Annotated in this window: 7 protein-coding genes; 4 read left to right on the top strand and 3 right to left on the bottom strand. The window is 62.0% G+C overall.

Annotated features, from left to right (window positions below):
- Positions 1-108 precede the first annotated feature (108 nt).
- Positions 109-2559 carry a glycogen/starch/alpha-glucan phosphorylase gene (locus M2S36_RS24295; RefSeq protein WP_207828358.1) on the bottom strand — a complete coding sequence of 817 codons (2451 nt, stop codon included), beginning with the start codon at positions 2557-2559 and terminating at the stop codon, positions 109-111.
- 185 nt (positions 2560-2744) lie between these two features.
- Here M2S36_RS24295 and M2S36_RS24290 point away from each other — a divergent pair, with 185 nt between their 5' ends.
- A complete protein-coding gene (locus M2S36_RS24290; RefSeq protein ID WP_003259873.1) occupies positions 2745-3149 on the top strand; it encodes a YkgJ family cysteine cluster protein in 405 nt (134 codons plus the stop codon).
- A gap of 186 nt (positions 3150-3335) precedes the next feature.
- Here M2S36_RS24290 and typA read toward each other — a convergent pair whose 3' ends face one another.
- On the bottom strand, positions 3336-5156 hold the full coding sequence (gene typA, locus M2S36_RS24285; protein ID WP_013974573.1) for a translational GTPase TypA: 1821 nt from the start codon (positions 5154-5156) through the stop codon (positions 3336-3338).
- A gap of 127 nt (positions 5157-5283) precedes the next feature.
- Positions 5284-6738 carry a tRNA uracil 4-sulfurtransferase ThiI gene (thiI, locus tag M2S36_RS24280; RefSeq protein ID WP_207828355.1) on the bottom strand — a complete coding sequence of 485 codons (1455 nt, stop codon included), beginning with the start codon at positions 6736-6738 and terminating at the stop codon, positions 5284-5286.
- 492 nt (positions 6739-7230) lie between these two features.
- Between thiI and glnA the strand changes: the two genes are divergently transcribed.
- From glnA to ntrC, 3 genes are all read left to right on the top strand, one after another.
- Positions 7231-8637: a type I glutamate--ammonia ligase gene (gene glnA, locus M2S36_RS24275; RefSeq protein WP_015272115.1), complete on the top strand. Its 1407-nt coding sequence runs from the start codon at positions 7231-7233 to the stop codon at positions 8635-8637.
- 365 nt (positions 8638-9002) lie between these two features.
- Positions 9003-10088, top strand: coding sequence for a nitrogen regulation protein NR(II) (glnL, locus tag M2S36_RS24270; protein WP_063912033.1), 1086 nt, complete (start codon positions 9003-9005; stop codon positions 10086-10088).
- On the top strand, positions 10085-11521 hold the full coding sequence (gene ntrC, locus M2S36_RS24265; protein WP_003249213.1) for a nitrogen regulation protein NR(I): 1437 nt from the start codon (positions 10085-10087) through the stop codon (positions 11519-11521). Before glnL ends, ntrC begins: the two co-directional genes overlap by 4 nt.
- Positions 11522-11578: the final 57 nt, after the last annotated feature.

Below are 11578 nucleotides of genomic sequence, written 5' to 3'. Positions count from 1 at the left end.
AAGGATGTCTCCGGTCGTACAGCTCCCACAGGGACTGCACAGGTTTCCGAGGCTGTGCAAATCCTGTGGGAGCGGGCGTGCCCGCGAAGAGGCCGGCACAGGCTTACCTCAATCCAAAGCCTTCCAGATCTCGCTGGCATACTCCCGAATGGTCCGGTCCGACGAGAACCAGCCCATCCGCGCAGTGTTCAGCACCGCCATGCGCCACCACTCCTGCGGCGTGTGCCACAGTTCCTCGACCCGCCGCTGGGCATCCCAGTAAGCGTCGAAATCGGCACACACCAGGAAGCGGTCATGGCCCACCAGCCCATCGATCAACGCGCTGTAGCGCGACGGGTCGTCCGGCGAGAACACCCCGCTGCGAATGGCCTGCAGCACGTCGCTCAGGCGGCTGGACGCGGCAATCGCCGCACTGGCACCGAAGTCCCCGGCACGCCGCCTGGCTTCCACCTGCTGCGCGGTAAGGCCGAAGATGAACATGTTGTCGGCGCCCACCTGCTCGCACATCTCCACGTTGGCGCCATCCAGGGTGCCGATGGTCAGCGCGCCGTTCAGGCCGAACTTCATGTTGCTGGTACCGGAGGCTTCGTAACCGGCGGTGGAAATCTGCTCGGAAAGGTCCGCCGCCGGGATGATGCTTTCGGCCAGGCTGACGTTGTAGTTGGGCAGGAACACCACCTTCAACAGGCCACGCACGGTCGGGTCGTTGTTCACCACCCGGGCGATGTCGTTGGCCAGCTTGATGATCAGCTTGGCCTGGTGGTAACTGGCCGCGGCCTTGCCGGCAAAAATCTTCACCCGCGGCACCCAGTCGGTACCGGGGTCGTTGCGCATGGCCTGGTACAGCGCCACGGTATGCAGCAGGTTAAGTAACTGGCGCTTGTACTCGTGGATGCGCTTGACCTGCACATCGAACAACGCCTCGGGGTTCACCGTGACGCCCAGGCGGTCCTGGATGATGCTGGCCAGGGCACGCTTGCTGTGCAGGCGCTGGGCAGCGAACTGCTTGCGAAAGCCGCTCTTGTCGGCGAACGGCACCAGGCCGGCCAGGCGCCCTTCGGGGTCGTCCAGCAGCTCCGGCCCCAGCGCCTCGACCAGCATCGCGGTCAGCTGCGGGTTGGACTGGTACAGCCAGCGGCGGAAGGTAATGCCGTTGGTCTTGTTGTTGATCCGTTGCGGGTAGAGCTTGTGCAGCTCGGCAAACACCGTGCTTTTCATCAGTTTGCTGTGCAGCGCCGACACACCGTTGACGCTGTGCGAGCCGAGGAACGCCAGGTTGCCCATGCGCACCCGGCGGCCGTTGTCCTCCTCGATCAGCGATACCGCCCGCAGCACGTCGAAGTCGTGCAGGCCTTTCGCCCGCAGCGCGTCGATGTGGTAGGCGTTGATCAGGTAGATGATCTGCATGTGCCGCGGCAGCATGCGTTCCATCAACGCCACCGGCCAGGTTTCAAGGGCTTCGGGCAGCAAGGTGTGGTTGGTGTAGGCCAAAGTGCCGACGGTCAGCTCCCAGGCGGTATCCCAGGGGATTTCATGCTGGTCGACCAGCAGGCGCATCAGCTCGGCGACGGCGATCGACGGGTGGGTGTCGTTGAGCTGGATGGCCGCCGCGTCCGGCAGGTTGAGCAGGTTGTCGTGCATGTTCAGGTGGCGGCGCAGCAGGTCCTGCAGCGAGGCCGAGACGAAGAAGTATTCCTGGCGCAAGCGCAGCTCCTGGCCAGCCTCGGTGCTGTCGGCCGGGTACAGCACCCGCGAAATGCTTTCGGCCCGTGCCACCTCGGCCACCGCGCCCAGGTGGTCGCCGGCGTTGAAGCGCTCCAGGTGCAGCTCCTCCAGCGCCCGCGCACGCCACAGGCGCAACGTGTTGACGCTGGCCCCGCGCCAACCGACCACCGGGGTGTCATAGGCCACCGCCCGCACGGTCTCGCCCGGCCACCACACCTGGCGCTGCTGGCCATGGGTGTCGTGCACCGTTTCGACGCTGCCACCAAAGCTGATCGGGTAGATCACCTCGGCGCGCTCGAACTCCCAGGGGTTGCCGAAATCCAGCCAGTTCTCGGTCTGCTCCTGCTGCCAGCCATCGACCATGGCCTGGCGGAACAGCCCGTGTTCGTAGCGGATGCCATAGCCGTGGGCGGCGATGCCCAGGGTCGACATGCTCTCCATGAAACACGCCGCCAGGCGGCCCAGGCCACCGTTGCCCAACGCAGCATCGGGTTCGAGCAGGCGGATGCGCTCCAGGTCCACGTCCAGCCCTTCCAGCGCTTCGCGGGCAATATCGAGCAGGCCCAGGTTGCTCAGGCTGTCGTACAGCAGGCGACCGATGAGGAATTCGAGGGAAAGGTAATAGACCCGCTTCTGGCTTCGGCGATAAGCCTGGCGGGTGTGGTCCATCCAGTGATCGACCATGTGATCGCGCGCGGCCAGGGCAATGGCTTCGAACCAGTCGTGGTCGAAGGCGTGCTCCGGGTCCTTGCCGACCGCGTAGGTCAGCTTCTTCAATACAGCGGCGCGAAATTCGGCCACCTCGGCGTCACGTGCTTTGGGTTCCTGGGACATGCGGCATCCTCTGGCAAGTTGACGAAAGCGGAGGGAGACTGTTGAGCCTAGCCCCTTCGACAGGGAGTGACAGTTACCGTTCGCAGTTTTCATGCCCACTCTGCGATTCCGGCAAAAGGTTGTTCATAAATTGAACAATTCCGGTATGATCGCGCGCCCCAAGACCGTGATACACCCCTATAACGATGAAAACGACCCTGATCGCCGCGGCCGAAGTCGACCGCCTGGAGACCTGGCAGCGCTACACCAGCAACATGTGCCATGGCTGCCATTCGACCTGCTGCACCCTGCCGGTGGAGGTGAAGATCAAGGATCTGATCCGTATCGGCGTGGTCGACGAGTTCGAGAAAGACGAACCGCCGAAGAACATCGCCAAGCGCCTGCAGAAGGACGGCATCATCGAACGCTTCAACCAGAAGTCGGGGATCTTCACCCTGACCCGGATGAGCAATGATGACTGCCTGTACCTGGATCGTAAAAGCCGGCTGTGCACCATTTATGACAAGCGGCCGGACACCTGCCGCAACCACCCCAAGGTCGGGCCGCGGCCGGGGTATTGTGCGTACAAGCCCAAGGTGGTCGGGCGCTGATCGCCAGCCTTCAAGGGCCTCTTCGCGGGCTTGCCCGCTCCCACAGGATCTCCGCAACATTCAGCCTGTGCAGTACCTGTGGGAGCGGGCAAGCCCGCGAAAGGGCCGACACAAATCCTGCAGGCAAACAAAAACGCCCCCGGCCTTTCGACCGGGGGCGTTTTCGTTTCAGCTCAAGCTAGACGATCAAGCCTTGGCTTTCTTGGCAGCGCGGGTACGCTCGCCTTCGTCCAGGATCTTCTTGCGCAGGCGGATCGACTTCGGAGTCACTTCGCACAGCTCGTCGTCCTGGATGAATTCCAGAGCCTGTTCCAGGGTGTGGCGAACCGGCGGTACCAGGGCGATGACTTCGTCTTTGCCCGAAGCACGCATGTTGTCGAGCTTCTTGCCTTTGGTCGGGTTCACGCCCAGGTCGTTGTCACGGCTGTTCAGACCGATGATCTGACCGTTGTAGATGTCCTGGCCGTGCTCGATGAACAGCTTGCCACGAGCCTGCAGGGTTTCCAGCGAGTAGGTCAGCGCCTTGCCGGTCTCGATCGAAACCAGAACACCGTTCAGGCGGCCGGACATCTGGCCAGCTTTCATGGTGTCGTAGCGATCGAAGATCGAGGTCAGGATGCCGGCACCGTTGGTCAGGGTCAGGAACTGGTTACGGAAACCGATCAGACCGCGAGCAGGTACGTTGTACTCCAGACGTACACGGCCCTTGCCATCCGGCGCCATGTTGGTCAGGTCGCCTTTACGCAGGCCCATTTCTTCCATGACCTTGCCCTGGGATTCTTCAGGGATGTCGATGGTGACGTTCTCGAACGGCTCCTGCTTCACGCCGTTGACTTCGCGGATGATCACTTCAGGGCGGCCTACAGCCATCTCGAAGCCTTCACGACGCATGGTTTCGATCAGAACCGACAGGTGCAGCTCACCACGGCCGGAAACCTTGAACTTGTCAGCCGAGTCGCCTTCTTCAACGCGCAGTGCAACGTTGTACAGCAGCTCTTTGTCCAGACGTTCCTTGATGTTACGGCTGGTGACGAACTTGCCTTCCTTGCCGCAGAACGGCGAGTCGTTGACCTGGAAGGTCATCGATACGGTCGGCTCGTCAACGGTCAGCGGCTTCATCGCTTCGACGTGGTTCATGTCGCACAGGGTGTCGGAGATGAACAGCTCGTCGAAACCGCTGATGCAGACGATGTCGCCAGCCTGGGCTTCTTCAACGTCGACGCGGTGCAGGCCGTGGTGGCCCATCAGCTTGAGGATACGGCCGTTACGCTTCTTGCCTTCGGTGTCGATGGCAACAACCGGGGTGTTCGGCTTGATGCGACCACGGGCGATACGGCCAACGCCGATAACACCGAGGAAGCTGTTGTAGTCCAGCGCGGAGATCTGCATCTGGAACGGGCCATCGACGTCAACGTTCGGCGCCGGTACGTTGTCGACGATCGACTGGTACAGCGGGGTCATGTCTTCGGCCATGTCGGTGTGGTCCAGACCGGCGATGCCGTTCAGGGCCGAGGCGTAGACCACCTGGAAGTCCAGCTGGTCGTCGGTGGCACCGAGGTTGTCGAACAGGTCGAAGATCTGGTCCAGAACCCAGTCAGGACGCGCGCCCGGGCGGTCAACCTTGTTGATCACGACGATCGGCTTCAGGCCGGCTTCGAACGCCTTCTTGGTCACGAAGCGGGTTTGCGGCATCGGGCCGTCCTGGGCATCGACCAGCAGCAGCACGGAGTCGACCATCGACATTACACGCTCAACCTCGCCACCGAAGTCGGCGTGGCCGGGGGTGTCGACGATGTTGATGTGGTAGCCGTTCCAGTTGATGGCGGTGTTTTTCGCCAGAATGGTAATGCCGCGCTCTTTTTCCTGGTCGTTGGAGTCCATCACGCGCTCGTCGTTGAGCTCGTTACGCTCCAGGGTGCCGGACTGGCGCAGGAGTTTGTCGACCAGGGTGGTTTTACCATGGTCAACGTGGGCGATGATGGCGATGTTACGCAGATTTTCGATCACAACTGTATCTCGATCAGAGGATTCGGTTGCCGCCAGTGTAGGCGGCGAATATGTACGGTTTGAGGCTCAGCGGGCCCGATGGTCGGGAGGGCGATGGCGGATGCTGCCGCCATACAGCCCTGGCGTCTTATGTCGGACGATAAACACGCACATTGGCATGTCCCTCACTGAGCAGGTGGTGTGCGTGCAGACGGCTCATCACACCTTTGTCGCAATACAGCAAGTACTGGCGCGTAGGGTCCAGGTGCTTGAACTTGCTGTTGATCGCATAGAACGGCATGGCCTGGACTTCGATACCCTCCAGCGCCAGAGGTTCGTCTTCCTGGGCATCGGGGTGACGAATGTCGATGACGATCTGGCCCGGCAGCGCCTCGGCCACTTCCTCGACTTCGATGTCCTTGCCAAGCTCGTCGATCACATGGTCGATGGAGATGAACCTGGCACGCTCCAGGGCGCGCTCCAGCACGGCCATGTCGAACTGCTTTTCTTCGTGCTCCATGCGATGACGCTTGGCATGGGTAGTCGGGTTCACCGAGATCACGCCACAGTACTCCGGCATGTGCTTGGCAAAATCGGCAGTGCCGATTGCGGTGGCCTGGTCGATGATGTCCTGCTTGTGGCTGGCCAGCAACGGGCGCAGCACCAGCTTGTCGGTGGCCGAGTCGATGATCGACAGGTTCGGCAGGGTCTGGCTGGACACCTGGGAAATCGCCTCGCCGGTGACCAGCGCGTCGATCTCCAGGCGGTCGGCCATGTGTGCGGCACCGCGCAGCATCATGCGCTTGAGGGTCACGCCCATGTAGCTGTTGTCGACCTTGTTGAGGATCTCGCCGACCACTTCCTCGAATGGCACGCTGATGAACAGCACGCGCTGGCTGCTGCCGAACTTCTTCCACAGGTAGTGGGCCACTTCCATCACGCCCAGCTCGTGGGCACGGCCACCGAGGTTGAAGAAGCAGAAGTGGGTCATCAGGCCACGGCGCATCATCTGGTAGGCCGCCACGGTGGAGTCGAAGCCACCGGACATCAGCACCAGGGTCTGCTCCAGGGCGCCCAGCGGATAACCGCCGATGCCCTGGTGCTGGTTGTGGATCACGTACAGGCGCTGGTCGCGGATTTCGATGCGCACCAGCACTTCCGGGTTCTTCAGCTCGATGCCGGCGGCGCCGCACTGCTGGCGCAGCTGGCTGCCGACGTAACGGTCGACGTCCATCGAGGTGAAGTCGTGGTGGCCGCCGCGCTTGCAGCGCACGGCGAAGTGCTTGCCGGCCAGCAGGTGGCCGAAGTGGTGCTTGCACTTGGCGACGATGTCGTCGAAGTCGCCGAGCGGGTATTCCTCTACCTGCAGGAAGTGGGTGATACCCGGGGTGCAGGTGAGGCGCTCGATCATCTCGCGCTGGACTTTTTCGTCTTCGACGCGGGTGACCACTTCGAGATTATCCCAGACACCATCGACCACGAGCTCAGGGTCGAGGTCCTTGAGCACGTTGCGGATGTTCTTGCCGAGCTGGCGGATGAAGCGCTTGCGCACCGGCCGGCTCTTGATGGTGATTTCTGGGAAGACTTTGACGATAAGTTTCATTGGTTAACAGCGCGCGCAGGGCCTGCCGAAAATGAGGGGCGCGAATTATAGCGGAAATTGCTCAGGATTTGACCAACTTTTGATCAGAAGCTTTCAGATAAATGCAGGAGGCGGGTTTTGTGCTGCCAGCTCCGGCCCTTTCGCGGGTAAACCCGCTCCCACAGGGACCGCACACAATTCCAAGGTAGTGCTATCCCCTGTGGGAGCGGGTTCACCCGCGAAGAGGCCCTCAAGAAAAGCATACAACTCAAGCAATGCACACTATTGGTGCACTGCTACCAAAATTCGCATCTTAAGGGTGCATTTCCCCCCGTCGCCCCACCGCCAAATGCCCACAAACGCCCCCTTTTATCCCGCCCTCGCCATTTTCGGGCACTGGCATGCAATTTGCTCCCTTGTGAGGCAGGTAAAGCTTGGCCGACTATCCGCGCCCGGCAACACCCTTTTTCCAGGGCAGCGGCCCACCGCGCTCTAGACCATCCGGAGGACAACATGTCGAAGTCGGTTCAACTCATCAAAGATCATGACGTCAAGTGGATTGATCTGCGTTTCACGGACACCAAAGGCACTCAGCACCACGTGACCATGCCGGCGCGTGATGCGCTGGAAGACGACTTCTTCGAAGTCGGCAAGATGTTCGACGGTTCCTCCATCGCTGGCTGGAAAGGCATCGAAGCATCCGACATGATCCTGATGCCGGTCGACGAAACTGCCGTACTGGACCCGTTCACCGAAGAGCCAACCCTGATCATCACCTGCGACATCGTCGACCCGTCGAGCATGCAGGGCTACGATCGCGACCCACGTGCCATCGCCAAGCGCGCCGAAGAGTACCTGAAGAGCACCGGCATCGGTGACACCGTATTCGCAGGCCCAGAGCCTGAGTTCTTCATCTTCGACGAAGTGAAGTTCCAGTCGGACATCTCCGGCTCGATGTTCAAGATCTTCTCCGAGCAAGGCTCGTGGATGACTGGCGCTGACGTGGAAGGCGGCAACAAAGGCCACCGTCCGGGCGTGAAAGGCGGCTACTTCCCGGTTCCGCCGTTCGACCACGACCACGAAATCCGTACTGCCATGTGCAACGCACTGGAAGAGATGGGCCAGACCGTCGAAGTTCACCACCACGAAGTGGCGACTGCCGGCCAGAACGAAATCGGCGTCAAGTTCAACACCCTGGTGAAGAAGGCTGACGAAGTACAGGCGCTGAAATACGTCGTGCACAACGTTGCCGACGCCTACGGCCGTACCGCCACCTTCATGCCGAAGCCACTGTACGGCGACAACGGCTCGGGCATGCACGTGCACATGTCGATCTGGAAAGACGGCAAGAACACCTTCTCGGGTGAAGGCTATGCCGGCCTGTCCGACACCGCCCTGTACTTCATCGGCGGTATCATCAAGCACGGTAAGGCCCTGAACGGCTTCACCAACCCGTCGACCAACTCCTACAAGCGTCTGGTCCCAGGCTTCGAAGCCCCGGTAATGCTGGCCTACTCGGCTCGCAACCGTTCCGCATCGATCCGTATTCCTTACGTCGGCAGCCCGAAAGCCCGCCGTATCGAAGCACGCTTCCCGGACCCATCGGCCAACCCGTACCTGGCCTTCGCGGCCCTGCTGATGGCTGGCCTGGACGGTATCCAGAACAAGATCCACCCAGGCGATGCTGCCGACAAGAACCTGTACGACCTGCCGCCTGAAGAGGCCAAGGACATCCCGCAGGTTTGCGGCAGCCTGAAGGAAGCACTGGAAGAGCTGGACAAAGGCCGTGCGTTCCTGACCAAGGGCGGCGTGTTCTCCGACGACTTCATCGATGCCTTCATCGAGCTGAAGAGCGAAGAAGAAATCAAGGTCCGTACCTTCGTTCACCCGCTGGAATACGAGCTGTACTACAGCTGCTGATCTGATCGGCGCCTGGCGCCGATGACATGATCAGAACGGCCTCCCTCGGGAGGCCGTTTTCGTTTCCGCGCCATACAGAACCCACAGAAACCCCGCCCGTCACGCTATGCTCTATCTTGGTGCACAATCGAACGCCGTGCCCCCATTTGCTCCCCAATCTGGTTCACATGAAACGCTTCACCAAGACTTTCTGATCCGATTTTGCGCAGATCCAGGCCTTTTTCGGCAAATCCCGCTTCTTTTCGGAGCTTTGGTTTGTTTCTTGCATTTCTGCAGGTAGAGAGTCTCGCATCAGCGGATCCACCGCGCGCCCGGCCATGGCCGCGCCATGCCAGCCAAGCGCCAAAAGAGGTCAACGACGCCTTATGACCATCAGCGATGCACAGCACCGTCTGCTTCTGGACAACCTGACCACCGCCACGCTACTGCTCAACGCCGAGCTACGCCTGGAGTACATGAACCCTGCCGCAGAAATGCTGCTGGCGGTCAGTGGCCAGCGCAGCCATGGGCAGTTCATCAGCGAACTGTTCACCGAGTCGACCGAAGCGCTCAGCTCGCTGCGCCAGGCGGTCGAGCAGGCGCACCCGTTCACCAAGCGCGAAGCGCAGCTCACCTCGCTGACCGGGCAGGCCATCACCGTCGACTACGCGGTAACGCCGATCCTGCACCAGGGCCAGACCCTGCTGCTGCTGGAGGTTCACCCACGGGACCGGCTGCTGCGCATCACCAAGGAAGAGGCCCAGCTGAGCAAGCAGGAAACCACCAAGATGCTGGTGCGCGGCCTGGCCCACGAAATCAAGAACCCGCTCGGCGGCATCCGCGGCGCAGCCCAGCTGCTGGCCCGCGAGCTGCCTGACGAAGGCCTGCGCGACTACACCAACGTGATCATCGAGGAAGCCGACCGCCTGCGTAACCTGGTCGACCGCATGCTCGGCTCGAACAAGCTACCGTCGCTGGCCATGACCAACATCCACGAAGTACTGGAGCGGGTCTGCAGCCTGGTAGAGGCCGAAAGCCAGGGTTGCATCACTTTGGTGCGCGATTACGACCCCAGCCTGCCGGATGTGTTGATCGACCGCGAACAGATGATCCAGGCTGTGCTCAACATCGTGCGCAACGCCATGCAGGCGATCAGCTCGCAGAACGAGCTGCGCCTGGGCCGCATCACCCTGCGCAGCCGTGCCCTGCGCCAGTTCACCATCGGCCACGTGCGCCATCGCCTGGTGGCGCGGGTGGAGATCATCGACAACGGCCCGGGCATCCCGCCGGAACTGCAGGACACCCTCTTCTATCCCATGGTCAGCGGCCGCCCGGACGGTACCGGGCTGGGCCTGGCCATTACCCAGAACATCATCAGCCAGCACCAGGGCCTGATCGAGTGTGAAAGCCATGCAGGCCACACCGCCTTCTCGATCTACCTGCCCCTGGAACAAGGAGCCACCGCCTCATGAGCCGAAGTGAAACCGTATGGATCGTCGACGATGATCGCTCCATCCGCTGGGTCCTGGAAAAAGCCCTGCAACAGGAAGGCATGACCACCCAGAGCTTCGACAGCGCCGATGGCGTGATGGGCCGCCTGGCACGCCAGCAACCGGACGTGATCATTTCCGACATCCGCATGCCCGGCACCAGTGGCCTCGACCTGCTGGCGCAAATCCGCGAGCAGCACCCGCGCCTGCCAGTCATCATCATGACTGCCCACTCCGACCTGGACAGCGCCGTGGCGTCGTACCAGGGCGGTGCCTTCGAGTACCTGCCCAAGCCATTCGATGTGGACGAGGCGGTCTCGCTGGTCAAGCGTGCCAACCAGCACGCCCAGGAGCAGCAAGGGCTTGATGTGCCGCAAAACCTGGCACGCACCCCGGAAATCATCGGTGAAGCACCGGCGATGCAGGAGGTGTTCCGCGCCATCGGCCGCCTCAGCCACTCCAACATCACCGTGCTGATCAACGGCGAGTCCGGTACCGGCAAGGAACTGGTGGCCCACGCCCTGCACCGCCACAGCCCACGTGCGGCGTCGCCGTTCATTGCCCTGAACATGGCCGCGATCCCCAAGGACCTGATGGAGTCCGAGCTGTTCGGCCATGAGAAAGGCGCCTTCACCGGTGCGGCCAACCTGCGCCGGGGGCGCTTCGAGCAGGCCGACGGCGGGACCCTGTTCCTCGACGAGATCGGCGACATGCCCGCCGATACCCAGACCCGCCTGCTGCGGGTGCTGGCCGATGGCGAGTTCTATCGCGTGGGCGGCCACGTGCCGGTCAAGGTCGACGTGCGCATCATCGCTGCCACCCACCAGAACCTCGAGTCGCTGGTACAGGCCGGCAAGTTCCGCGAGGACTTGTTCCACCGCCTGAACGTGATTCGCATCCACATTCCACGGCTGGCCGACCGCCGTGAGGATATCCCCGCCCTCGCCCGCCACTTCCTCGCCCGCGCCGCCCAGGAGCTGGCGGTGGAGCCGAAGATCCTCAAGCCGGAAACCGAAGAGTTCATCCGCAATCTGCCGTGGCCGGGCAACGTGCGGCAGATGGAGAACACCTGCCGCTGGATCACCGTGATGGCCTCCAGCCGCGAAGTGCTGATCGGCGACCTGCCGCCCGAGTTGCTGAACCTGCCACAGGACGCCGCGCCGGTAACCAACTGGGAGCAGGCCCTGCGCCAGTGGGCCGACCAGGCGTTGGCGCGTGGGCAGACCAGCCTGCTGGACAGCGCAGTGCCGAGCTTTGAGCGGATCATGATCGAGACGGCGCTCAAGCACACCGCTGGCCGTCGGCGCGATGCGGCGCTGTTGCTGGGTTGGGGGCGCAATACCCTGACGCGCAAGATCAAGGAGCTGGGGATGAATGTGGCGGGTGGCGATGATGAGGAAGGTGATGACCATTAATCCTTGACTGGCTGCACCGACGCATTCGCGGGTAAACCCGCTTGTGTCTTGAGAGGG

Source organism: Pseudomonas sp. SF2 (genome assembly GCF_036858055.1).
Taxonomy (GTDB): Bacteria; Pseudomonadota; Gammaproteobacteria; order Pseudomonadales; family Pseudomonadaceae; genus Aquipseudomonas.
The sequence above is the reverse complement of the archived record's forward strand: the minus strand, read 5'-3'. Positions and strand labels throughout refer to the sequence as shown.

Coding starts and splice junctions, on each gene's coding strand:
- M2S36_RS24290 (WP_003259873.1), top strand. CDS start 2,745: ATGAAAACGACCCTGATCGCCGCGGCCGAAGTCGACCGCCTGGAGACC.
- glnL (WP_063912033.1), top strand. CDS start 9,003: ATGACCATCAGCGATGCACAGCACCGTCTGCTTCTGGACAACCTGACC.
- thiI (WP_207828355.1), bottom strand. CDS start 6,738: ATGAAACTTATCGTCAAAGTCTTCCCAGAAATCACCATCAAGAGCCGG.
- ntrC (WP_003249213.1), top strand. CDS start 10,085: ATGAGCCGAAGTGAAACCGTATGGATCGTCGACGATGATCGCTCCATC.
- M2S36_RS24295 (WP_207828358.1), bottom strand. CDS start 2,559: ATGTCCCAGGAACCCAAAGCACGTGACGCCGAGGTGGCCGAATTTCGC.
- glnA (WP_015272115.1), top strand. CDS start 7,231: ATGTCGAAGTCGGTTCAACTCATCAAAGATCATGACGTCAAGTGGATT.